Here is a 23,931-nt window from a genome sequence, read left to right as displayed (position 1 = left end):
TGCGTAAGTTAGCTCATGGCACTGCCTTTTCGCGAAGCCATGGGAGGTGTTTTCGTGAACGACCTGGTCCGCCAGCGACAGATCGTCGAGCTTTTGCGCGACCGGCCCTTTGCGTCGGTGCGTGATCTGCAAGAGCATCTAGGCGTTTCCGCAGCCACCGTGCGGCGTGACATCGACAAGATCGACGAGGCCGGCGGTGCCCGCAAGGTCTATGGCGGCATCTCGGCACTTGATGGCGCGGCGCAAGGCACGGCCTTTGCGCGGCCTTATGACGAGAACCGTGATCTGGCCGTCGAGCCCAAGCGCCTGATCGCCGAACTGGCCGCGACCATGGTTGCGGACGGAGACGCGGTCATCGTCAACGGCGGTTCGACTTGCTTCCATCTCGGCGTCAAGCTGGCCGACCGCAATGTCCGCCTGTTCACCAACTCCATGCCTTTGGCGGGTTATCTCGGCGAGCACGGCAAGTGCAGCCTGACATTGGCGGGCGGCGAATTGCATCGCGAGCCAAGGGTCATCTATTCGCCGTCGCAGCCGATCAATTTCTATGCCTCCAAGTTCTTCCTCGGCGCGCAGGGCATAAGCCCGGACGGCCTGCTCGAATCGCATCCGCTGATGGTGCGCTCGATCCAGGAGCTCAGTCACAACGCCGACCAGATCGTCGTCCTCGCCGACAGCCGCAAGTTCACTATCCATGCGCGCAACGTCGCCCTGCCGCTGACACGGCTGGCCATGGTCATCACCGATGACGGCCTGTCTGACCAGCATGCCAAGATGCTCGAGGGCGCGGGTATCGCACTGCGCATCGCGTCCAACGGGGGCGGGGCATGAGCGGGGCGCTGGCGGTCTTCGATCTCGGCAAGACGAACTCCAAGCTGTTCGTGTTCTCGCCCGATGGCACGCTGCTCGACGAACGCCGCACCAAGCCGGACTGGCATAGTTATCGCGGAAAGAGCGTGCTCGACGACGAGCGCCTGTTTTCCTGGATGAACCATGAGCTGGCCGAGGTTGCAGCGGCCCATGACGTGACCCGGATGATGGTCTCCGCTCACGGATGCGCTTTTGCGCTGGTGCGCGGCAATGAGCTGCTGCATCCGATCCTGGACTATGAGCAGGAACTGCCGGAGGCGATTGCCGGCAAGATCGACCCGATCCTGCCAGACTTCTCCGAGACCTACACGCCCTGGCTGCCGCTGGGTTTCTCCATCGCCCGTCATATCTACTGGCTTGAGGTCGAAGAACCCGAAGCGTTCGCCTCCACGGAGGCGATCCTGTGCTATCCGCAATATTGGGTCTGGCGCTTCAGCGGGCGCAAGCTTTCCGAATGGTCCTATCTCGGTGCGCACAGCCAGCTTTGGGCACCGCTCGAGCGAGACTACAGCTCGCTGGTCGAGCGGCTCGGCTGGCGTGATCGCTTCCCCGCGATAGCGCCGGCAGGTGCGATCGTCGGAGAGGCCAGCGTCACCATGGCGGATGGCAGCACCCGGGCGATCGCCGTGCATAACGGCGTGCATGATTCCAACGCGGCGCTGGCCTATTACCGCATGACCGGGCTGCACGACTTCACGCTGGTTTCGACCGGCACCTGGGTCATCATCATCAATCTCGACTGTCCGCTCGGCGCGCTCGACCAGGAGCGCGACATGATCGCCAATGTGACGGTCAATGGTGAACCGGCGCCGTCGCTGCGCTTCATGGGCGGGCGCGAATACGACCTCATCAGCGGCAACTGGAACAAGTCGATCTCACAGGTCGCAGTCGAGCACGTGATGGAGCGTGGCATCTTCGCCATACCGTCATGGGCGGCCGGCGGACCTTTCCCCGAGACGAAGGGACATATCGTCGGCGGCGACGTCAGCGGCGAGGAGAGGGCGGCGGTCGCCGCACTCTATGTCGCCATGATGACCGACCTGTCGCTCGACCTGATCAAGTCGGAAAATCTCCTGGTCATCGACGGTGGCCTGGCGAAGATCGACCTGTTCACCGCCATGCTGGCGCAATTACGCCCGACGCAGACGGTCGTGCGTTCGATGATGAGCGAAGGGTCGGCAACGGGCGCCGCGGCACTGGCCTTCAAGGCGCTTGGCCTGAAGCCGTTCGGAGACGAGACCGTGCCGGTGTCGGCGAGCCAGATTCCCGGTCTCGACACTTACCGCGCTCGCTGGCGCGAACTGGCCGACGGCGCGCGCGCCGCTGCCAGGGCGGCAAGGCCTGATGCGAAGGAGGCGAGCCGATGAGCAATTCGACCGCCTATGTCAGCCTCACCGACATGTCCAAGTCCTTCGGCGGCGTGAAGGTGCTGAAGGACGTCAGCTTCGACGTCCGCCCCGGCGAGGTGCATGCGCTGCTGGGCGAAAACGGCGCCGGCAAGTCGACTTTGATCAAGATGATGTCCGGCCTCTATACGCCCGACGCCGGCACCATCACCGTCGACGGCAGGGAGTTGAAATTCTCCACGACGCGCGACGCCGGCGCGGCGGGCATTGCCACCGTCTACCAGGAGCTGCTTTTGTTCCCCGAGCTGTCGGTGGCGGAAAACGTCTTCCTCGGCAACTATCCGCGCACGGCCACGGGCATCATCGACTGGGCCGAGGTGCGCCGCCGTACCCGCGATCTGCTCGACCAGCTCGACACATTCGACCTCGACGTCGACACCAAGGTTCTGAGCCTGTCGGTCGCCCAGCGCCAGCGCGTCGAGATCGCCAAGGCGCTGAGCAAGAATGCCCGCATCCTGATCATGGACGAGCCGACCGCGTCGCTGGTCGAGTCCGATGTCCAGCGGCTTATGGCGGTCGTCAGGCAGTTGCGCGAACGTGGAGTCGGCATCGTTTATGTCAGCCATCGCATGCCCGAGATCTTTGCGCTCGCCGATCGCGTGACCGTGCTGCGCGACGGCGCCCATGTCGCCACCAGGGACATCGGCGAGGTCGACGAGAACCAGCTCGTGTCGATGATGGTCGGCCGCTCGATCGAAAGCCTGTTCCCGAAAGCGCAAGCCAGCATCGGCGGCACCGTGCTTCGGGTGACGAAGCTCAATCACGGCCGTCATGTGCGCGACATCTCGTTTGCTTTGAGGCGCGGCGAAATCCTCGGCATTGCCGGTCTGGTCGGCAGCGGTCGAACCGAACTTGCACTGACCCTGTTCGGCATGACGCCGGCAACGTCGGGTGAGATCGAAATGGAAGGCAAGGCGGTGCGCATCGGATCGCCACGCCAGGCGCGCGATCTGGGCATCGCCTATGTGCCGGAGGACCGGGGCCTGCAGGGTCTCGTCAAGGCCATGGCCATCCGCAAGAACGTCTCGATGGCAACCATCGAGCGGCTGTCGTCGGGCATTTTCATCAAGGCCGGCGAGGAGGCACAGCGCGCGCTGGACGCGGTCAAGCGGCTCAGCATCCGCTGCCGCAACATCGGTCAGCCGGTCGGCGAACTCTCTGGCGGCAACCAGCAGAAGGTGGTCATCGCCAAATGGCTGGAGACCATGCCCAAGGTGCTGATCCTCGACGAACCGACGCGCGGCGTCGATGTCGGGGCCAAGGCCGAAATCCACACCATCATGGGAGAGCTCGTGAAACAGGGCGTGGCCATCATCATGATTTCGAGCGAGCTGCCTGAGGTACTCGGCATGAGCGACCGCGTGCTGGTGATCAGCGGCGGCCAGATCACCGGCGAGATCGACCGCGCCGACGCCACGCCCGAGCGCGTCGGCGCCGCCATGACCGCGCATCGCAGCGGGGAGGCGGCATGATGACGACGACAGTCGAAGCGACCGCCCGCTCACGCACGGCCCCTCAGCGCCCCGGCTTCTTCAAGCGGCTTTTCGCCGAGTACGGCCAGGAGATTGTGGTGCTTGCCGCCATCGTCATGCTGTTCGCCATAGTCACGATGGTCAATCCGCGCTTCATCAGCGCCAACAATTTGACCACCATCTTCTCCGGCAATGCCTATATCGCGGTTGCCGCCATCGGCATGGCGATGGTCATCGTCACCGGCAACATCGACGTTTCGGTCGGCGCGCTGATCGGCGTGCTCGCGACAATCTCGGGGTCGCTTGCGGTCGCGGGCTATCCGATCTGGTTCGCCTGGCTGGCGCCGGTGGTTGTCGGCATGGCGGTCAATGCCATCATCGGCATCCTCGTTGCTTATGCGAGGATACCATCCATCGTCGTGACGCTCGGCGCGCTGTCCATTCTTCGCGGCGGCCTGATCAGCGTCACCGGCGGCACCTGGATCACCGACCTGCCGCCCGACTACCTGATCGCCCAGAAGCAGATCTTCGGGCTGCCGGTGCCGCTGGTCTTCATGGTGGTGTTGACGCTGCTTGCTGCGTTCTGGATGCGCTACACCGCCTTCGGTCGCTCGCTCTATGCCATCGGCGGCAACGCCGAAGCGGCCCTTGCGACCGGCATTCCGATTGCGCGCCGAACCGTCGCCGTCTTCGTCATCCACGGCGCCTTTGCCGGTCTTGCAACAATCCTGTTCGCCACCCAGTTGCAGGTCATCCAGTCGACCGTACCACCGAATCTCGAGCTGACCGTCATCACAGCTGCCGTCATTGGCGGCGTGTCGATCCTCGGTGGTTCGGGCACGGTGATCGGCTCGACGCTGGCGACCATCCTGTTCGCCACCATCGGATCGGCGCTGATCTTCGTCAACGTCTCGGCCTACTGGCTGCGCGCCGTCATCGGCCTGCTGATCCTGGCAACCGTTTTGGCCGACATGCTGCGCCGTCGCGGCAGAGGGGCATGAGATGAAGCTGAAATCCCTCATCCGTCACGAAACCTTCCTGGCCGTGCTGCTGGTCGTCGTCCTGATCGTGTTGTCGTTCCAGTCGGACCGCTTCTTCACCATCGACAACCTGCTCAACCAGGGGCGGCTGATGACCGAGATCGGGCTGATCGCGATCGCCATGACCTTCGTCATCGCTACCGGCGGTATCGACCTGTCGGTTGGATCGATCCTTGGCCTGACGGCGATCCTGACTGGCGTGTTCTGGCAGAATGTCGGCCTGCCGCTGCCGGTGGCGGCTACCGCCGCCATTGCAGCGGGAACCTTTGCCGGCTTCGTCAACGGGGTCATCATCACGCGCTTCCGCGTGCCACCGCTGATCGCCACGCTGGCCACGCTCGCGCTCTATCGCGGCCTCGCCGAGGGTATCAGCCAGGCACGCTCGGTGCGCGGCTATCCCGAATGGTTCTACGTGCTGGGTCAGAAGGACGTGCTCGGCGTGCCGACGCAACTGTGGATCCTGCTGTTTGCGGCCGTCGTTGCCTCGGTCATCCTTGCCTATACGACATGGGGCCGCACGGTCTACGCGGTCGGTTCCAACGAGGTCGCCAGCCGTTTCTCCGGCCTGTCGGTCGAGAAGACCAAGTTGGCGCTCTACACCGCCTCGGGCTTTGCGGCTGCGGTGGCAGCCGTCATTTTCGTCTCCCGCGTCTCCACGACGCGCTCCGACATGGGCACAGGCATCGAGCTCGACGCCATCACCGCGGTGGTGCTTGGCGGTACTTCGATCTTCGGTGGGCGCGGAACGATCATCGGCACCATCATCGGACTTTGCCTGATCCAGGCGCTGAAGAACGGCCTGTCACTTGCCGGCATCAAGGGTGACGGCACGATCATGCTGATCGGCGCGGTACTTATACTGGCGATCCTCGCCAGCAACCTCTTCGAGAGGAGCGGCACTCGAACCTAGGGAGAGCAACGTCCTTCACTGCCGCTCTACAGTGTCCGGACGATCAATGGAGGATGGAATGCGTAACGTAGTACTTTCCGCGCTCTTGGCCTTGTCGTTCTCGACAAGCCTCAGCAATGCCCAGTCTGTCTGGACGGGCGGCGACGACCTGCCGACCAACCCGCTGGCCTGCGACGCCACGCCGGCCACCGCTGCCGCCAAGCCTTATGATGGCGGCCAGCCGACCAACGCGCCCGACCGCAAAGGCAAGACAATCAAGGTCGTCGACGTGCCGAAACTGGTCGGCATCGGCTACTTCAACGCCACGTCCAAGGGCATTGCCGACGCCGCCAAGGAAATGGGCTCGATGGACGCCAAGACCGACGGTCCGTCCAAGGCCAATATCGACGACCAGATCACGCTGATCGACAACTACATCACCTCGGGCGTCGACGGCATCCTGTTCGCCGCCAACGATCCGGTCGCCATCGCCCCCGTGCTGAAGAAGGCGCTCGGCGCCGGCATCAACGTCGTCGGCTACGACGCCAACTCGTCGCCTGACGCTCGCCAGTGGTTCGTCAACCAGGCCGAGTTCAACGGCATTGCCAAGGCGATGGTCGACTCGATGGCCGCCGAGATCGGCGATGAAGGTGCCTTCGCGATCGTCACCTCGACCTTCACCACGCCCAACCAGGCGCGCTGGATCGCCGAGATGGCAGCCTACCAGACCAAGTGCCATCCCAAGATGAAGTGGCTCGAGACGGTCGAGGCACAGGAAGACAATATCCTGTCCTTCAATCAGTCGAATACGCTCATCAACAAGTATGGCGACGAGTTGAAGGGCATCTTCGGCATGACCAGCGTGGCGACGCCGGCCGCCGCCGACGCCGTGACCCAGGCCAAGAAGTGCGGCAGCGTCGCCGTCGTCGGCCTCGCCACCCCGAATGCGATGAAGCCCTATGTCGGCGCCGGTTGCGTCAAGTCGGTGGTGCTGTGGAACCCGGTCGACCTCGGTTATGCCGCAGCCTACGTGCTGCGTGCGGTCGCCGACGGCACGCTGGCTCCCGGTGCGACCTCGGTGAAAGCCGGCAAGCTGGGCGATCTCTCGGTCATCAACGGCTCGGAAATTCTGCTCGGCGCACCGACCGTCTTCAACAAGGACAACATCGGCAACTTCGACTTCTGAGATCGAAACGGGAGACGGCCATCCCCCCGGTCGTCTTCTGATTTCGGGGTTGGCCGGCAGTGCGCTGCCGGCCAACTTCACCCCGCATTTGAAAGGACCGTCGCCATGCCAGAAGCGGCCGGCTGGCAAGCCGAACTCGAACAGCTGAAAGCCGTCTCTGCCCGCATCGGCGGCGACCCGCTGCTGACGCAGGGCGCAGGCGGCAACACCTCGCTCAAGGTCGGCGGTACGCTCTGGATCAAGGCCTCCGGCACCTGGCTGGCGCATGCGCTGGAGCGCGACATCATGGTGCCGGTGGAAATGGCGCCATTGATCGCGGCCGTCGAGGCAATCGATCCCGCTGCCGAACAAGCGCATCAGTTCACCATCGCTGCTCTCAACAGCTCGGGCCTGCGCCCGTCCATCGAGACGACGGTGCATGCGCTGATGCCGCAGCGCGTGGTGCTGCACGTTCATTGCGTCGACACCATTGCGCAGGCCGTGCGCGATGACTGCGTCCAACAGGTTGGCCCGCGCCTCGCCGGGTTGAACTGGGCTTGTGTGCCTTATGCGCGGCCGGGCTTGCCGCTGGCGCTCGCCATCTCGGAACATCGCGGCCAGAGGCCCGACGTGCTGATCCTTGGCAATCATGGTCTCGTCGTCGCGGCCGATACGGTGGCGGGGGCTGAGGCCTCGCTTGAGGATGTCAAGGCGAGGCTGCGGGTGGCACCGCGCAGCGCTCCTGCGCTCGATGCTGCTCGCCTCGCTCAACTCGCCGACGGTACGAATTATCGCCTTCCGTCGGCCGATGCCGCGCATGCCGCTGCGACCGACCCCGTGAGCCTCGACCTGGCGGCCAAGGGCAGCCTTTACCCGGACCACGTGATCTTCCTTGGAACCGGCTCAGTCATCGCCCGTGACGGAGAAGACGTCGCTGCAGTGGTCGCACGCTTGGGCACGTCGCCGGTCTCGATCCTGTTTCCCGGAACGGGTATGCTGATGCGCAGGGATGCGACGCCGGGCGCCGATGCTATGGCCCGCTGCCTCGCCGATGTCCTGGCACGCGTCCCGGACAATGCGCCGGTACGGGTGCTGACACCGGAAGAGCATCTGCAGCTGACCGACTGGGATGCCGAGAAATACCGGCAGGACCTCGCCCGCAAGGCCGCGGCCAAGAAGATCGCCTGAGATGAGTACCCCGCTCGCCATCGGCATCGACCTCGGCACGTCAGGTGCGCGCGCCGTGGTGATGACGCCCGGCTTCGAGATCGTGGCGCAGGGCGCGGCCAAACTCGCGGACTTCGGCGCCAACCCGCGCGACCCGAAAATCTGGTGGCAGGCTGTCGAGGTGGCGTTGAAGGCTGTGCTTGTCCAGGTCGACCGCACCTGGGTCCATGCCATTGCCGTCGATGCCACCTCCGGCACGCTGCTGCCTGTCGACGGCCAGGGTGTGCCGCTCGCCGAACCGCTGATGTATGACGACAAGGTCGGTGATGAGGCGTTGCTGGCCCGCATCGCCGCCGTCATCCCGGCCGAAAGCGCGGCCCACGGCACCACGTCGGGTCTGGCCAAGGCGCTGGTCTTCCAATCCGTGCCCGGCGTCGCAAAAATCTTGCACCAGGCCGACTGGATCGCGGGACGCCTCGCCGGCCATTTCGGTACCACCGACGAAAACAATGCGCTGAAGACCGGCTACGATCCGATCGACCGGCATTGGCCGGACTGGCTCGCTGCAGCTGGGCTCAGGACCGCACTTCTGCCACGCGTGGTGGCGCCGGGCGCGCCGATCGAAACCATCGAGCCAGCCATGGCCAAGGCCCTCGGCCTGAGCGAAGAGGTCGAGATCATCGCCGGCACCACCGATGGTTGCGCCTCGTTCCTGGCGACCGGCGCCGACAGGCCGGGCGACGGCGTCACGGCGCTCGGCTCGACGCTGACGCTCAAGCTGCTGTGTGACCGGCCGATCTTCGCGCCCGAATTCGGCATCTATAGCCACCGCCTCAATGGCATGTGGCTCGCCGGCGGCGCCTCCAACAGCGGCGGCAAAGTCTTGTCCCACTTCTTTTCCGCAGATGAGATCGTACGGCTGTCCGCCGCCATCGACCCTGATGTTTCGACCGGTCTCGATTTCTACCCGCTGCTCGAACCGGGCGAGCGCTTTCCGGTGCTTGATCCCGCCTGGCCGCCAAGGCTCACGCCGCCCCCTGCCGATGATGCGGGCTTCCTGCAAGCCATGCTCGAGGGCATCTCCACCATCGAGAAGCTCGGTTATGACAGGTTGGCCGAACTCGGTGCACCGCCTCTGCAGTCCATGCGTAGCCTCGGCGGCGGGGCATCCAACCCAGCCTGGACCGCGATCCGCCAGAACAGGCTCGGCGTGCCGTTCCTGCCGGCGCATTCCCAGGAGGCCGCCGCCGGCGCCGCACGACTGGCGCTCATCGGCCTCGAAGCCGTGGGAGACCTGTGATGTCCGCCCTCCAGCTTGCAGGCATTCACGACCTGGCCGAGCGCTTCGACGTCTTCATCCTCGATCAGTTCGGCGTGTTGCACGACGGCGTGGCGCCTTACCCTGGCGCGGTCGAGACGTTGGTGCGGCTGCAGGAGCTTGGCAAGCGGACGCTGCTTCTGTCCAATTCGGGCAAACGTTCGGCGCCCAACGAGGCACGGCTGGCCAGGCTCGGTTTCGTGCCCGGCAGCTGGGATCATTTTCTCTCCTCGGGCGAGGTCGCCTGGCAGAGCCTGTGCAAGCAGCTCGGCAGCGAAGCAGGCCTGCGCTGCCTGCTCATCGCCCGCGATGGCGACCGGTCCGCCGTCGAAAACCTGCCGCTGACCTTGGTCGAAACCGGCGAAGAGGCCGACATCGTCCTGCTCTCTGCCAGCGAGGGCGACCGTTTCGAGCTCGACCACTACCGCCGGCTGCTCCAGCCCGCCGCCGAGCGCGGCGCAAGGTGCCTGTGCACCAACCCCGACAAGATCATGCTGACCTCGGTCGGACCGCGCTTCGGCGCCGGACGCATCGCCGAACTCTACGCCGAGCTTGGCGGTGCGGTGACTTGGATCGGCAAGCCGTTTCCCGAAATCTACGCTGCTGCGCTCGACATGCTTGGCAATCCCGACCCGGTGCGCGTCGTCTGCGTCGGCGACAGCATCGAGCACGACATATCAGGTGGGCAAGGGGCTGGGCTGCGGACCGCCCTTGTCATGACCGGCGTTCTCGAGACGAGCAGTCAGACCGAGCGTGAACGGCTGTTCGCTGAACATGCCGCTATCCCGGACTTTCTTGTGCGGACATTTGCGTGGTGAGCCCGCGCGGGAGGAGGATATGATGGAAACGATGATATCGGGCGGCGCCGTCGAAAACAGCAATGCCGTCAGAGAGAGGGCCCTGCGCACCGACTATGACGCCCTTGGAGAACAGCTCGACCGGCGCGGCATCACCATCGATGCCATTCTTGCCAAGGTCGAGGCCTTCGGCGTCGCAATCCCGTCCTGGGGCGTCGGCACCGGCGGCACCCGTTTTGCCCGCTTTCCCGGCCAGGGCGAACCGCGCGACGTGTTCGACAAGGTCGAGGATTGCGCCGTCATCAACCAGCTGACGCGGGCGACGCCGACCGTCTCGCTGCATATCCCTTGGGACAAGGCCGACGCCAGCAGGTTGAAGCAGGCCGCGGCCCGTTTCGGCCTCGGCTTCGATGCGATGAATTCGAACACCTTCTCCGACGCGTCGGGGCAGAGGCAGTCCTACAAGTTCGGTTCGCTCAGCCACGCCGACCCAGCCGTCCGCCGCCAGGCGGTCGAGCACAACATCGAGTGCATTGAAATCGGCAAGACCCTGGGGTCGAAGGCGCTGACGGTGTGGATCGGTGATGGCTCGAACTTCCCCGGCCAGGTCAATTTCGCCCGGGCTTTCGAGCGTTATCTTGACGCGATGAAGGACATCTATGCGGCGCTGCCAGGTGACTGGCGACTGTTCACCGAGCACAAGATGTACGAGCCGGCCTTCTATTCGACCGTCGTGCAGGATTGGGGCACCAACTACATCATATCAAAGGAACTGGGCGACAAGGCCTATTGCCTCGTCGACCTTGGCCATCACGCCCCCAACGTCAACATCGAAATGATCGTCTCCCGGCTGATCCAGTTCGGCAAGCTGGGTGGGTTCCACTTCAACGACTCGAAATATGGTGACGACGATCTCGATGCCGGATCGATCGACCCCTATCGCCTGTTCCTAGTCTTCAACGAACTGGTCGACGCCGAGCTTTCCGGCGCCAAGGATTTTCACCCTGCGCACATGCTCGACCAGAGCCACAACGTCACCGACCCGATCGAAAGCCTGATGCTGTCGGCCGTCGAGGTTCAGCGGGCCTATGCCGCCGCACTGCTGGTCGACCGCAAGGCGCTCGAAGGCTTTCAGGAAGACAATGACGCACTGATGGCGACGCAGACGCTGAAGGCGGCCTACCGTACTGATGTCGAGCCGATCCTTGCCATGGCGCGGCTGAACCGGGGCGGCGCCATCGATCCGGTCGCAGCCTACCGTGCCAGCGGTTACCGCCAGAAGGTCGCGGCCGAGCGGCCGGCGTCGGTCGGCGGTGGCGGCGGCATCGTCTGAGGGGGTCAGGACATGCCCGAGCGCATCGCCTTCCGCATGGTCCTCAATCCGGGCCAGGCCGCCGAGTACGAGAAACGCCACGACGAGATCTGGCCGGACCTCAGTGCTGCGCTACGCGAAGCGGGCGTGTCCGACTACACGATCTGGCTCGATCCCGAGACCAATCACCTGTTCGCCACGCTGGTCCGCACCGATGACCACGATATGGACAGGCTGCCGCAAACCGAGGTCAACCGCCGCTGGTGGGACTTCATGGCCGACATCATGCAGTACACCGACCGCGACGAGCCGCTGGTCGTGCCGCTGCGCAAGGTTTTTCATCTGGAGTAGACAATGACTGACAAGGCACTGCGCGAGGAGATGGTGTCGATCTGCCGGCGCATGAATTCGAGCGGTATCAACCAGGGCACGGCAGGCAACCTTTCGGTGCGGTCGGGCCGCAGCTTCCTCATCACCCCGTCGGGTATGCCTTACGATATCATGGGCCCTGATGACATCGTCGAGATGGATTTCGACGGCACCTATGTCGGCCGCCGCCCGTCATCGGAATGGCGTTTCCACCGCGACATACTCAAGGCGCGCGAGGACATCAGCGTCGTTCTGCATTGCCATTCGGTCTATGCGACGACGCTCGCCTGCCACCACAGGACCATTCCGTCGTTCCATTACATGACCGGCGTTGCCGGCGGCACCACCATCCGCTGTGCCGCCTATGCCACCTTCGGCACCCAGGCGCTGTCGGACAACGCGCTTGTTGCGCTGAAGGATCGGCTCGCCTGCCTGCTCGGCCAGCACGGCCAGATCTCGCTCGGCACCAACCTCGAACACGCACTGTGGCTGGCGATCGAAGTGGAGACGCTGTCGCGCATGTATGTCCAGGCGCTAATGCTCGGTGAGCCGCCGGTCCTTTCCGACGAGGAGATGGGGAGGGTGATCGATCAGATGCGCCGCATGAGCTATGGCCTGGCACCCGACGCCGAAGGCACCAACGACGTGGCGCGTCCACGCGAGGGCTGAGCGGCATCTCGGCTGAGGTACTCGCCGAGTATGTCGAGCGAGACGGACACACCGACTCGCGGCTGACGCCGGCCTGCCGCAAGCCGAATGGGCGGTCAGGCCGCGCGGGCGATGGCCGCACCGTCAGCATCGAACAGCGATACCCTTTTGCCGTTGATGGCGATGCCGACAGTCTCGCCGATCCGGACTGGGGTGTCGGCGGGCGCATTGACGTTGATCAGGCCAAGCTGATCGTTTCGGACGAAGACGCTGGTGTTGCCGCCAAGATATTCGGCGACCTCGACAGTGCCGCGGCAGTTGCCGTTGTCGGGGGCGACGAGCGTCAGGTGCTCGGGGCGGGCGCCGAGCTGGGTCGGCCTGCCAGCGAAGGTGAGGGACAGCGCGCCCTGCCCGGACAGGTCGAGCTTGCCGTCACCTGAAGGGGCGCAGGCGAGCACGTTCATTTTGGGGCTGCCGATGAACTGGGCGACGAACAGATTGGCGGGCCGCTCGTAGAGCTCGTGCGGACTGCCGTGCTGCATGACGCGGCCTTCCTTGAGCACGACGATGCGGTCGGCCAGCGTCATCGCCTCGACCTGGTCGTGGGTGACATAGACCATGGTGGCGCCGAGCGAGCGGTGCAGCTTGGCGATCTCCAGCCGCATGTCGACGCGGAGCGCTGCGTCCAGGTTGGACAGCGGCTCGTCGAACAGAAAGGCGACAGGCTGGCGCACGATGGCGCGGCCGATGGCGACGCGCTGGCGCTGGCCGCCCGAGAGCTGGCGCGGGTAACGTTCGAGCAGATGGGTGAGCTTCAGCGTGTCGGCGGCCTGGTCGACCTTGGCCTTGATCGCATCCGGTGAGAGTTTCGCCAGCTTGAGCCCAAAGCCCATATTCTGGCGTACGGTCATATGCGGATAAAGCGCGTAGGACTGGAACACCATGGCAAGCTGGCGCTCGACCGGCGGCGCCCTGGTGACGTCGCGGCCGTCGATCAAAAGGTGGCCGGAGGTGGTTTCCTCGAGGCCGGCGATCATGCGCAGCAGCGTGGACTTGCCGCAGCCGGATGGGCCGACAATGACGACGAACTCGCCATCTGAAATGTCGAGGTCGAGATCCCTGATGATCTCGGTGCCGCCGTAACGCTTGCCTGCTTTTTGGAGCGAAATCGTACCCATAGAATCCTCCTGGAAACTCTCTTCTGCACATCGCGCATGCCGAAAATCACGGGATTTTCGGGCTGATATGCGTTCAGCCCTTGACCGCGCCTGCCGTCATCGAGCCGCTGATCTGGCGATACATGATGAGGCCGAGCAGCATCGGCGGCAGGGCGCCGACGATCATGACGGCCGAGGCGACGCCCCACTGCACGCCGCCGCCGCTGGCGGCGAAGAAGAACGAAGCGCCGACGGTGATGGGCACGGCCTTGGACGTGGTCAGCATCAGGCCGAACAGGAACTCGTTCCAGGCGGTGATGAAGCCGAAGATCAGGCTGGTGACGATGGCCGGGCGACAGAGCGGCGCAATCACCCTGGTCAGGATCTGGAAACGCGTGGCGCCGTCCATCAGTGCCGCCTCGTCGAGTTCGCCGGGCAGGTCGCGGATGGCGTTGACCAGGATGACCAGCGCCAGCGGCAGATTGACGATGGCAAGGATCAGGCCGAGGCCGAGGCGCGTGTCGAGCAGCGAAAGCCACTGGAACATCATGTAGAGCGGAATGGCGAAAATGATCAGCGGCACGGCGCGCAAATTGACGATGAGCGGCAACAGCGTGCGTTCGCCGAGCTTGCCGCGGGCGATCGCATAGGCAGCGGGCAAAGCCAGCGCCACCGCAAGCAGCGTGCCGAGGGCCGCGACAGCCACGCTGTTCACCAGATAAAGAAAAATGTTCAACCGGTCGGACACCGTAAACACGGTGGCGTAGTTTTCGAGCGTCGGTGCGTAGACCCAGAGGCCCGGATTGGTCGACAGCTCGCGCGCGCTCTTGAACGAGGTCGACAGCGTGACGAGGATCGGGAAATTCATCGCCAGTGCGGCGATGGCGAAGACGATCCAGCGGAGGGCGTTGATCATCAGCGGGCTCCCTTGCGACGGGCGGCAAGCGCGTTGAGGCCGTAGAGCACGGCAAACGACACCACGAACAGAATGACCGAAGCCGCGACCGCCTTGCCGATAGCTCCCTGTTTGAAGAAGGCTTCGTAGATATAGATCGACAGTGAAGCGGTGGAGCCGCCCGGGCCGCTGCCTGTCAGCACATAGACATTGTCGAAGACGCGGAAGCCATCGATGAAGCGGATGAGCAGGGCAACCACGATCGTCGGCGCCATCAGCGGCAGTTCGATGTACCAGAGACGGTGGCGGTAGCGCGCGCCGTCCATGGCGGAGGCCTCGACGATCTCCTTGGGGATGGCCTGGTAGGCCATGTAGAACAACAGGAAGGCGAACGGCGTCCATTGCAGCGTCTCGACGACGACCAGCGTCCAGAAAGCCGAGCCCGGTCCGAGGAACGAGAAGCTCGCGCCGAACCAGGTCCAGAGATAATTGGGCACCGGGCCGACGAACTCGTGCAGCACGAGGCGGTACATCAGGCCGACGAGCGCCGGCGCCACCATCAACGGCAACATCAGGATCGCCATCAGCCAGCTGCGCTTTTCGATGAGCGGCGACAGGAAGATGGCGAGGAAAAGGCCGAGCGCACATTCGAGCAGTGCGGTCAGAAGGCCGAAGCGGAGGGAGAACCAGCTCGCCTGCCAGAACGACTGGTCGTTCCAGACGGCGGCGAAGTTGGAGAAACCCGTGATCTCAGGCCTGCGCAGGGTCTCGAAACTGACCTCGGACACCGAGTAGACGAGATTGACGACAGCCGGGAAGCCAAGGAAGACGAGCAGGAACAGCACCAGTGGCACTGCCAGCAGACGGAATTCGGACGAGGGGGCGCGTTGCGAAAGCGTTGTCATCAATCGATCTAAGGCTGGCGTTCCAATGGATTTAAGGCCGGCGTTCCAATGGAAGCAATGGTGGCTGGCCGACCCCCGAAGCGGCGGTCGTGTCGGGGGCATGCACCTGGACGGGCTCAGGATTCGACACCTCGGACCCGTGGGCGCAAAACGGATGCCAGGATCGCCCGGCCATACCAGGGGCATAGAAGCGCGGAGAAGTGCCGAAATCCCGAACCTGTAGGAGTGGCCGGCGACGGCCTGGTGCTGCCGCCGGCCAGCCGATTACTTGAGCAGCTCGGTCATGCCCTTTTCGGTGTTGGCAAGGGCGTCGTCGAGCGACTGCTGGCCCGACCAGTAGCCGGTGAACTCCTTGGCCTGGAGTTCGTAGACCGAGAGCGCCTTGGCCGAGGTGCCGCCGTTCATGACGTAGCCATACTTGCTGGCGAACTCGCCGAGCTTGACCAGGTCGGGGCGCTCGGCCGCGACTTCCTTCACGACGTCGGGGGTGAGTGCCGGCGCGCCGCTGCTCCTGGCGTAGATCAGCGCTGCTTCCTTCGACGACAGCCACTTGATGAAGGCCTTGGCGCCATCCTTGTTCTCGGCGTTCTTGTTGAGGCCGAAGCCGAGGCCATGGATGTGGGTGAAGCGGCCCTCGGGTCCGGCCGGCGGGGCGATGGTCTCGGTGACCTCGGCAACCGTCGGCGACTTCTCCTTGGAGGTCAGGTCGGAGGCAGCCGCGTTCCATTGCATCATTGCCGCAACCTGGCCGGAGGCGTAGGCGGCGTTGGCTTCGGCGAACTCGTAGGACAGCGAGTCACGCGGGGTGGCGCCGGCGTCATAGAGCAGCTTGTAGGTCTCGAGGCCCTTGCGATAGGCGTCGGAATTGACCGTCACCTTGCCGCTCTCGTCCATCCAGTTGCCGCCGTAGGAACGCGGCAGCGACTGGAACACCATCATGTTGAACAGCAGGTTCTTGAGCTGCAGTACGGTGCCGTAGCGGGTCGGGCTGTCCGGGTTGACGGCCTGGGTGAAGTAGAGCGCCGTCGCCGCGTAGTCGTCCCAGGTCCACTCGTCCGGGTTTTTCGGCTCGAGCTTCTTGCCGAGGTGCTTCTCGGAAATCTCGGCGAATCTGGCCTTTGCTGCGTCATCCTTGAGCAGCGCCTCGACCAGGTCCTTGCGGTAATACATGAAGTGCAGCGAAAGATCGGTCGGCACGCCGAACTGCTTGCCTTCATACTGCATGGTGGAGAGCACGGAGTCGCCATAGACAGCCTTGGCCTCGTCCGAAAGCTCGACCGGCTCCATGAACGGCGCATAGCGGCCGATGGAGTATGTGGCGAGCAGGTTGACGTCGAAGGCCTTCGAGCCGGCGGCGAGGTCGGCCTGCAGCTTGTCCCAGAAGCCGTCGCGGTTGAAGAACAGCAACTCGACCTTGTTGGCGTCGGACGTGTCGGATTTGGCGTTGTAGGCGTCGGCGGCGGCGCGCAGCGCGGTCTCCTCTGGGCCGCCCGGCCAGCCGAGCACGGTCACCTTGGCGAAGGCGGGGCTCGCCATCAGGCTGGCGATCGCAGCCGCGATCAGGCCGCCCTTTCTGAGCGTCGAAAATGTCATGTCGTGTTCTCCCTCTAGTTCAGTTCTGACGTTTTACTAGATCCGCGATGCCCACGACGCCGGCGCTCTCTCCGAGTGCTGCCGCGTGAAGCTGCGGGGTGAGCCGTGGCGGCAGGCTTCCCAGTGCCTGCCGGACGGATTCGAGATATCCGGGTGCCAGACCGATGCCGCCGCCGATGACGATGCGGGCCGGGTCGAGCATGAGCTGGATGTTGCGGCACAGAAGGGCGGTCTGACGCACCGATGCCTTGATGATGTCCTGCGCCCAGGCTTGGCCTGCAGCTGCTGCCTCGAAGACCTCGCGCGCGGTGGCACCGGCCTGGCGCGGTGCCGCTTGTGCCGCCATCCAGTTGCCGGAGACGTGGTCCTCGAGGACGCCGGCGTTCTCGTCGAGGCTGCGCAGCAGGCCGAAATGGCCTGATAGACCGCCGAGCAGGCGGCCGTTGACGACGATGCCGCCACCAATGCCGGTGGAGATGGTGAGGAAGACGAGGTCCTCGCCCTGGCCGGCGCCGCAGGAGAACTCGCCCCAGGCAGCGGCCTGTGCGTCATTGGCGGCGAGCACCGCGTCGGTGCCGGCGAGCCTTTTGACGGTTGCGACCAGTGGGAAGCCGTCGGGGATATCGAGCGTCTTGCGGTTGAGCGGCGACCAGCAGCCGTCGTCGATTATGCCGGAAACGGCGACGCCTACAGTGTCGTAGCGGCCCCTCCAGCCTGAAATGGCGTCGAACAGAGACGTCAGCCATTGCTCCGGATCACCGCTGCGCGGCGTCGGCATCTTGTGCGTTTCGACCACCGTGTCCTCGCGCACCAGGGCTGCGAGCATCTTGGTGCCGCCGATGTCGAGCGCAAGAACGGCCTCAGCCATGGTGATCAGGCTCCGGCCTTGGCGATGGTTTCGTCGAGCGCCGAGCGAAACCACGAGGTCACATATTCCGGCCGGGTGATGGCAGAGCCGACGACGACCATCGAGGCTCCGGACGCCAGCGCCTGCTGCGCCTGGGCGGGGGTGCGGACATTGCCCTCGGCGACGACGTGAGGCGTCAGCTTCCGCATCGCCGCCATCAGCGCAAAGTCGGGCTCGGTCGGTTCGACCGGGCCGGTGTAGCCGGCGAGCGTCGAGCCGACGACGTCGGCGCCTTCGGCCAGCGCCTGCTCGGCGTCGGAGATGACGGAGCAGTCGGCCATGGCGGCACGGCCGTGGGAATGGATACGCTCGATCAGCGCGTTGGTCGCAACCGGGCGGATGCGCTGGGTGGCATCGTAGGCGATGACGTCGGCACCTGCGGCGGCCAGCGCGTCGATGTCTTCGAGCCAGGGCGTGATGCGGACGGGCGTGTCCTCAAGGTCGCGCTTGACCAGGCCTATGATCGGCTTGTTGGTGGCGGCGCGGACGGCAGCGACATATTCGGCGGATTCGATGCGCAGAGCAGCGGCGCCGCCGTCGATGGCCGCCAGCGCGAAGCCCACGACGATCTCGGCCTTGTCCATGGCGCCACCCTTCACCGGCTGGCAGGACACGATCAGGCCATTGTCGAGGGCTTTGAAGTCAAGCGGCACGCGGGCATCTCCTGTGATGCCCAGACGGTAGCAGTCCAATACCAGATTGCAACAGGCTTTATACTGGTATTATCGCATCAGCTCGATGACGAAGTCGTAGACGTCGCCGCGGTACTTGGTCTGGGTGAACTCGACGATCTGGCCGTCGGCGAGGAAGCAGCGACGTTCCATGACCAGCAAAGAGGTGTCCTCGGGCGTGGCGAGAAGCTGGCGCTCCTCGTCGGTGGCGGGCTTGGCCTGCATGCGCTGCAGTGCCCGGACCGGCAGGGCGCCGGTGGCCTCGAGATATTCGTAGAGCGATTCCCCGACCGCCTGGGGATCCGGCACGAAACGTGCCGGCAGCGTGGCGATCTCGATGGCGATGGGTGTGTCGTCGGCGGTGCGCAGGCGGCGCAGGCGCACGACCTTTTCGCTGGCGGAGATGCCCAAGGCCATCATTTCGGCTGGCGAAGGCCGTGAAATCTCTCGCGAAATCCAGACGCAGCCGGGTTCAAGCCCGCGCGAGCGCATGTCTTCGGAAAAGCTGGTCATGGTTGCCAGCGACTTCTCCAGGCGCGACGACACGACGGTCTTTGCGCCCTGGCGGCGGTCGAGCAGCCCGTCGGAGACGAGGCCGTCGATCGCCTTGCGCACGGTGACGCGCGAAATGCCGAGCGCATCGCACAGCGTGCGTTCGCTGGGGATGACGGCGCTACGCTTGAGGTGGGAGGCACCGATCGCCTCCTTGATGGCGTCCTCCAGCCGCCGGTACAGCGGTTCGCCGCTCTCGCCGGAAAGCTGTCTTGCGAGGAAGTCGAGGATTGCCTGATCGCCCATCGGAGCCACCTGTGGAAAGTCGCTCCTTTATGCAGAATTTTTTTCAGGTGTTAAACTGGTATTGTCCTTGTCGGGTCGTTTTCCAGTCTCCTTGCGGCTCACACCGTCAGTAGCTTGCGGATTTCGGGCGTATCGAGGTCTCCGGCGGCGCCTGTATGGACGATCCTGCCACGGTCCATGATGTAGACGACATCGGCGAGCTCGCGGCAGAAATCGAGATATTGCTCTACCAGGAGCACGGCGATGCCGGCGGTGTCGCGCAGGTAGCGGATGGCACGGCCGATGTCCTTGATGATCGACGGCTGGATGCCTTCTGTCGGCTCGTCGAGCACCAGGAGTTTCGGCCGCATGACCAGCGCCCGGCCGATCGCCAGCTGCTGTTGCTGACCGCCCGAGAGGTCGCCGCCGCGCCGTGCCAGCATCTGCTTCAGAACAGGAAACAGCTCGAAGACGTGTTCGGGCACCGCGCGTTCGCCCCGCTTCAGCGGCGCGAAGCCGGTCTCCAGGTTCTCCTGCACCGTCAGCAGCGGAAAAATCTCGCGCCCCTGCGGCACGAAAGAGATGCCCGACCGGGCGCGATCGTATGCCGCGCTCCGGTCGAGCGCCTTCCCCTCGAAGGCAACCGTACCCGATGTCAGCCTGTGCTGGCCGACGATCGATCTCATCAGACTTGTCTTGCCCACGCCGTTGCGGCCAAGCACGCAGGTGATCTTGCCGGCGTCGGCACGCAGCGAGACGCCGCGCAGCGCCTCGGCCGCGCCGTAGTGGAGAACGGCGTCGTTGACCTCAAGCATCGCCCGGCTCCATCGACTGGGCCCCCCGCGCCCCCGTCGCCAGGACGGGGGTGGCGGCCCTTCCGGAGCGCCAGGGGAGGTTGGTGGATTTCGTTTGCGACATGGCCTGCGGCGATGCCGGAGTTTCCCGCTTTGGGACCGTCGCTAGATAAGTACCGCGCCACCACATCGTCAGCGCCCCAGATAGACTTCGACGACACGTTCGTCTGACGAGACGAAGTCGAGCGTGCCTTCCGACAGCACGGAGCCTTCGTGCAGGCAGGTCACCTTGACGCCGAGCTCGCGGACGAAATGCATGTCATGCTCGACGACGATGACCGAATGCGTCTCTGCGATGTCCTTGAGCAGGCGGGCGGTCTCGAAGGTTTCGGCGTCCGTCATGCCGGCTACCGGCTCGTCGACGAGCAGCAGCTTCGGGTCCTGCGCGAGAAGCATGCCGATTTCGAGCCATTGCTTCTGGCCGTGCGACAGGCCGGCAGCCGGCTCGTTGCGCCGGGCTCCGAGCCGGATGACGCCGAGGATGTCGTCAATGCGCCGGCGGTCGGCTGCCGAAGAGCGATAGAAGAGTGCCGGGAAGATCGAGCGCTGCCCCTTGAGCGACAGTAGCAGGTTGTCCTCGACAGTATGGTTCTCGAACACCGTCGGTTTCTGGAACTTGCGGCCGATGCCCATCATAGCGATCTCGGCCTCGTCATGACGCGTCAGGTCGATCTGGCCGTCGAAAAAGACCTCGCCGCTGTCGGGACGGGTCTTGCCGGTGACGATGTCCATCATCGTCGTCTTGCCGGCGCCGTTGGGGCCGATGATGGCCCGCATCTCGCCCCTGTCGAGCACCAGCGACAGGTCGTTGATGGCGCGGAAGCCGTCAAAGGCAACCGACACGCCGTCGAGATAGAGGATGGTTCCGCTCATGCTCATCCCGTCACTCCGCCGGCTGGGGCTCGGTCCGCGCGGCGGCCTTGCCTTCGGCCGGCACCGCGCGCGTGGCCCGCATCTGCTGCCACCGGTCCCACAGGCCGACGATGCCGCGCGGCAAAAACAGGGTGGAGGCGATGAACAGGCCGCCAAGTGCGAACAGCCAGAGTTCGGGCAAGGCGCCGGTGAACCAGCTCTTGGCGGCATTGACGGCGATGGCACCGACAATCGGCCCGACGATGGTTCCGCGGCCGCCGACTGCGGTCCAGATCACGACCTCGATCGAATTGGCAGGATCGAATTCACCGGGGTTGATGATGCCGACCTGCGGCACGTAGAACGCGCCCGCTATGCCGGCCATCATGGCCGACAGCGTGAAGGCGAACAGCTTGACGTTCTCCGCCCGCCAGCCGAGGAAGCGCGTGCGGCTCTCCGCATCGCGCACGGCCATCAGAAGCTTGCCGTATTTCGAACCGACCACCAGCCAGATGACCAGCACGCCGAGCGCCAGCGCTACCGCGCTCGCGGCAAACAGCGCCGAGCGCGTTTCGCTTGCCTGGACGCTGAAGCCAAGGATGTCCTTGAAGTCGGTCAGGCCGTTGTTGCCGCCGAAGCCCATGTCGTTGCGGAAAAAGGCAAGCAGCAGGGCATAGGTCATGGCCTGGGTGATGATCGACAGATAGACGCCGGTGACGCGGCTGCGGAAGGCAAACCAGCCGAACACGAAGGCGAGCAGGCCCGGCACGGCCATGACCATCAGCGCTGCGAACCAGAAGTGATCGAAGCCGAGCCAGTACCAGGGCAGTTCCTTCCAGTTGAGGAACACCATGAAGTCGGGCAGGTCAGGGTTGCCGTAGACGCCGCGCGCGCCGATCTGGCGCATCAGATACATGCCCATGGCGTAGCCGCCGAGGGCGAAGAAGGCGCCGTGGCCGAGTGACAGGATGCCGCAATAGCCCCAGACGAGGTCGAGCGCGAGCGCAAGCAGGGCATAGCAGAGATATTTGCCGGCCAGCGCCACGACGTAGCTCGGCACGTGGAAGGCACTCTCGGCCGGCACCGCGAGATTGAGCACTGGCACGATGACCGCAGCCGCGAGCAGCGTGGCGATGGTGACGGCGATGCGCCGGTCGGAGGAAAACAGGCGACGCGCGATCATGCTTCCACCGCCCGTCCCTTGAGCGCGAACAGGCCGCGCGGCCGCTTCTGGATGAACAGGATGATCAGCACCAGCACCAGGATCTTGCCGAGCACCGCACCGGCGTAAGGCTCGAGGAACTTGTTCAGAACGCCAAGCGTCATCGCGCCGATGAAGGTGCCCCAGAGATTGCCGACACCGCCGAAGACCACGACCATGAAGCTGTCGATGATGTAGCCCTGGCCGAAATTGGGCGAGACATTGTCGATCTGGCTCAGCGCCACCCCCGCGATCCCTGCGATGCCCGAGCCGAGTGCGAAGGTGAAGGCGTCGACCCATGGCGTGCGGATGCCCATCGAGGCGGCCATGCGCCGGTTCTGGGTCACCGCGCGCATGCGCAGGCCCCAGCTCGTCCGCTTCATGATGAAGACCAGCAGAAGGAAGACGGCGAGGCAGAACAGCACGATCCAGAGCCGGCTCCAGGTGATTGTCAGCTGGCCGAGCTGGAACGCGCCGGCCATCCAGCTCGGTGCGCCGACCTCCTGATTGGTCGGGCCGAAGATGGTGCGGACAGCCTGCTGCAGGATCAGCGAGACACCCCAGGTCGCCAGAAGCGTTTCGAGCGGGCGGCCATAGAGGAAACGGATCATGCCGCGTTCGATGGCGAGGCCGACGCCGCCGGCGACGAGGAAGGCGGCAGGCAAAGCGATGGCCAACGACCAGTCGAACAGGTCGGGCGCGAAGGCGCGGATCGCCTGCTGCACGACGAAGGTGGTGTAGGCGCCGAGCATGACCATCTCGCCATGGGCCATGTTGATGACGCCCATGACGCCGAAGGTGATGGCGAGGCCGATGGCTGCGAGCAGCAGCACCGAGCCGAGCGAAATGCCGTACCAGACGTTTTGCGCCACCTGCCAGGCGGCCATGCTGGTCTCGATCTGCGCGACCGAGCGGGCGGCCGTCTCGGCCAATGCGCCGGTGCTTGCGGCCTGGAAGGCTGTCAGCTGGGCCAGCGCGTCGCTGTCGCCGCGGTTTGCAAGAACGGCGATGGCAGCGCGTTTTTCGGCCTCGCCGAGGTCGGAAACCAGGACTGCGGCGGCGCGGGCCTGGGCAAGCGCTGCTTTGACCGTGGCGTCGGTCTCGCCGGCAATCGCTGCGTCGAGAGCTGGCAACGCCGTCTTGTCGGGGCGCTTGAGCATGGTGCTTGCCGCCGACAGCCTCACAGTTGGATCGGCCGATCCGAGGGTAAGCCCACCCATGACGTCGCGGATGGTGCGGCGGAGCGCGTTGTTGACCTTGACCTTGACAATATCGGCCTTCGCAGCTGTGCCGGCTGCCGTTCCGTCGAGCGGATCGGACAGCGAAAGCGTCTGGCCATCTTCCTTGCCTGTGAAGACGCCCTGGTCGGACTTTCTGACATAGAGGTTGCCGTCGGCCAGGGCCGACAGGATGCGCTCGACGGCCGGCTCCCCGGTGGCGGCAAGATCGCGGACGACGGATTCCGTCTCCTGGAAGTTTGTCGTCGTGGCGAGCCGGGTGAGCAATGCCCGCAAGCCCGCCTCGTCGGCATGGGCAAGCGACGGCAGGCTCGCGCAAATGACGGCAATGGCCAGGACTAGACCGCGGACGAACTGCATCTGGAATGGTACCTGTGTGCGATTAGGATTGGGGTGCCGGGCGAGATAGCCTGCCCGGCACCTTGATG

At 64.8% G+C, this 23,931-nt stretch carries 23 protein-coding genes; 12 read left to right on the top strand and 11 right to left on the bottom strand.

The genetic code is table 11. From position 1 onward, the window contains the following. Positions 1-54: 54 nt before the first annotated feature. From H5P29_RS29435 to H5P29_RS29380, 12 genes are all read left to right on the top strand, one after another. Positions 55-831: a DeoR/GlpR family DNA-binding transcription regulator gene (locus tag H5P29_RS29435; protein ID WP_067968385.1), complete on the top strand. Its 777-nt coding sequence runs from the start codon at positions 55-57 to the stop codon at positions 829-831. Further along, on the top strand, positions 828-2,237 hold the full coding sequence (locus tag H5P29_RS29430) for an FGGY-family carbohydrate kinase (RefSeq protein ID WP_154384425.1): 1,410 nt from the start codon (positions 828-830) through the stop codon (positions 2,235-2,237). Before H5P29_RS29435 ends, H5P29_RS29430 begins: the two co-directional genes overlap by 4 nt. Beyond that, the gene (locus tag H5P29_RS29425) at positions 2,234-3,748 is read left to right on the top strand and encodes a sugar ABC transporter ATP-binding protein (RefSeq protein ID WP_154384426.1); all 1,515 of its coding nucleotides are present in this window, start codon (positions 2,234-2,236) and stop codon (positions 3,746-3,748) included. The genes H5P29_RS29430 and H5P29_RS29425 overlap by 4 nt, the downstream gene beginning before the upstream one ends. After that, positions 3,745-4,749, top strand: a complete 1,005-nt coding sequence (locus H5P29_RS29420) for an ABC transporter permease (protein WP_154384427.1) — start codon at positions 3,745-3,747, stop codon at positions 4,747-4,749. The genes H5P29_RS29425 and H5P29_RS29420 overlap by 4 nt, the downstream gene beginning before the upstream one ends. Before the next feature lies 1 nt (position 4,750). Then, positions 4,751-5,698: an ABC transporter permease gene (locus H5P29_RS29415; protein ID WP_154384428.1), complete on the top strand. Its 948-nt coding sequence runs from the start codon at positions 4,751-4,753 to the stop codon at positions 5,696-5,698. Between the two features lie 58 nt (positions 5,699-5,756). Beyond that, the gene (locus H5P29_RS29410) at positions 5,757-6,863 is read left to right on the top strand and encodes a substrate-binding domain-containing protein (RefSeq protein ID WP_154384429.1); all 1,107 of its coding nucleotides are present in this window, start codon (positions 5,757-5,759) and stop codon (positions 6,861-6,863) included. A gap of 105 nt (positions 6,864-6,968) precedes the next feature. Then, positions 6,969-8,030: a class II aldolase/adducin family protein gene (locus H5P29_RS29405; protein WP_154384430.1), complete on the top strand. Its 1,062-nt coding sequence runs from the start codon at positions 6,969-6,971 to the stop codon at positions 8,028-8,030. A 1-nt stretch (position 8,031) separates the two neighbouring features. Further along, positions 8,032-9,309 (top strand): FGGY-family carbohydrate kinase, encoded by a 1,278-nt coding sequence (locus tag H5P29_RS29400; RefSeq protein ID WP_154384431.1) that lies wholly within the window; start codon positions 8,032-8,034, stop codon positions 9,307-9,309. Further along, positions 9,309-10,145, top strand: coding sequence for a TIGR01459 family HAD-type hydrolase (locus tag H5P29_RS29395; protein WP_154384432.1), 837 nt, complete (start codon positions 9,309-9,311; stop codon positions 10,143-10,145). The genes H5P29_RS29400 and H5P29_RS29395 overlap by 1 nt, the downstream gene beginning before the upstream one ends. Before the next feature lie 22 nt (positions 10,146-10,167). Further along, positions 10,168-11,457 (top strand): L-rhamnose catabolism isomerase, encoded by a 1,290-nt coding sequence (gene rhaI / locus H5P29_RS29390; protein WP_154384433.1) that lies wholly within the window; start codon positions 10,168-10,170, stop codon positions 11,455-11,457. A gap of 12 nt (positions 11,458-11,469) precedes the next feature. After that, positions 11,470-11,787 carry an L-rhamnose mutarotase gene (gene rhaM / locus H5P29_RS29385; RefSeq protein WP_154384434.1) on the top strand — a complete coding sequence of 106 codons (318 nt, stop codon included), beginning with the start codon at positions 11,470-11,472 and terminating at the stop codon, positions 11,785-11,787. A 3-nt stretch (positions 11,788-11,790) separates the two neighbouring features. After that, entirely contained in the window at positions 11,791-12,474 is a 684-nt protein-coding gene (locus tag H5P29_RS29380) for a class II aldolase/adducin family protein (protein ID WP_067967210.1), read from the top strand. 95 nt (positions 12,475-12,569) lie between these two features. On the opposite strand, the gene H5P29_RS29375 is transcribed toward H5P29_RS29380, so the two are convergent. The 11 genes from H5P29_RS29375 to urtB all read right to left on the bottom strand — a co-directional run bounded on the left by H5P29_RS29375 (position 12,570) and on the right by urtB (position 23,863). Further along, complete coding sequence (locus H5P29_RS29375) at positions 12,570-13,631, bottom strand: ABC transporter ATP-binding protein (RefSeq protein WP_154384435.1); 1,062 nt, start codon at positions 13,629-13,631, stop codon at positions 12,570-12,572. Positions 13,632-13,704: 73 nt separating this feature from the next. Beyond that, on the bottom strand, positions 13,705-14,526 hold the full coding sequence (locus H5P29_RS29370) for a carbohydrate ABC transporter permease (protein ID WP_067967215.1): 822 nt from the start codon (positions 14,524-14,526) through the stop codon (positions 13,705-13,707). Continuing rightward, on the bottom strand, positions 14,526-15,410 hold the full coding sequence (locus H5P29_RS29365) for a carbohydrate ABC transporter permease (RefSeq protein WP_154384436.1): 885 nt from the start codon (positions 15,408-15,410) through the stop codon (positions 14,526-14,528). The genes H5P29_RS29370 and H5P29_RS29365 overlap by 1 nt, the downstream gene beginning before the upstream one ends. A gap of 264 nt (positions 15,411-15,674) precedes the next feature. Beyond that, positions 15,675-17,003 (bottom strand): extracellular solute-binding protein, encoded by a 1,329-nt coding sequence (locus H5P29_RS29360; RefSeq protein ID WP_154384437.1) that lies wholly within the window; start codon positions 17,001-17,003, stop codon positions 15,675-15,677. Positions 17,004-17,022: 19 nt separating this feature from the next. Beyond that, positions 17,023-17,871 (bottom strand): ROK family protein, encoded by an 849-nt coding sequence (locus H5P29_RS29355; RefSeq protein ID WP_154384438.1) that lies wholly within the window; start codon positions 17,869-17,871, stop codon positions 17,023-17,025. Positions 17,872-17,876: 5 nt separating this feature from the next. Next, entirely contained in the window at positions 17,877-18,563 is a 687-nt protein-coding gene (locus H5P29_RS29350) for an N-acetylmannosamine-6-phosphate 2-epimerase (protein WP_246787054.1), read from the bottom strand. Between the two features lie 69 nt (positions 18,564-18,632). Further along, positions 18,633-19,379: a GntR family transcriptional regulator gene (locus H5P29_RS29345; RefSeq protein ID WP_154384439.1), complete on the bottom strand. Its 747-nt coding sequence runs from the start codon at positions 19,377-19,379 to the stop codon at positions 18,633-18,635. Positions 19,380-19,477: 98 nt separating this feature from the next. Further along, positions 19,478-20,173: an urea ABC transporter ATP-binding subunit UrtE gene (urtE, locus tag H5P29_RS29340; protein WP_154384440.1), complete on the bottom strand. Its 696-nt coding sequence runs from the start codon at positions 20,171-20,173 to the stop codon at positions 19,478-19,480. Positions 20,174-20,344: 171 nt separating this feature from the next. Beyond that, on the bottom strand, positions 20,345-21,091 hold the full coding sequence (gene urtD / locus H5P29_RS29335; RefSeq protein ID WP_067967237.1) for an urea ABC transporter ATP-binding protein UrtD: 747 nt from the start codon (positions 21,089-21,091) through the stop codon (positions 20,345-20,347). Between the two features lie 4 nt (positions 21,092-21,095). Beyond that, complete coding sequence (gene urtC, locus H5P29_RS29330; RefSeq protein WP_154384441.1) at positions 21,096-22,247, bottom strand: urea ABC transporter permease subunit UrtC; 1,152 nt, start codon at positions 22,245-22,247, stop codon at positions 21,096-21,098. Next, positions 22,244-23,863 carry an urea ABC transporter permease subunit UrtB gene (urtB, locus tag H5P29_RS29325; RefSeq protein WP_154384442.1) on the bottom strand — a complete coding sequence of 540 codons (1,620 nt, stop codon included), beginning with the start codon at positions 23,861-23,863 and terminating at the stop codon, positions 22,244-22,246. Before urtB ends, urtC begins: the two co-directional genes overlap by 4 nt. Positions 23,864-23,931 lie beyond the last annotated feature (68 nt).

Source organism: Aminobacter sp. MDW-2 (genome assembly GCF_014250155.1).
GTDB classification, from domain to species: Bacteria; Pseudomonadota; Alphaproteobacteria; order Rhizobiales; family Rhizobiaceae; genus Aminobacter; species Aminobacter ciceronei.
The sequence above is the reverse complement of the archived record's forward strand: the minus strand, read 5'-3'. Positions and strand labels throughout refer to the sequence as shown.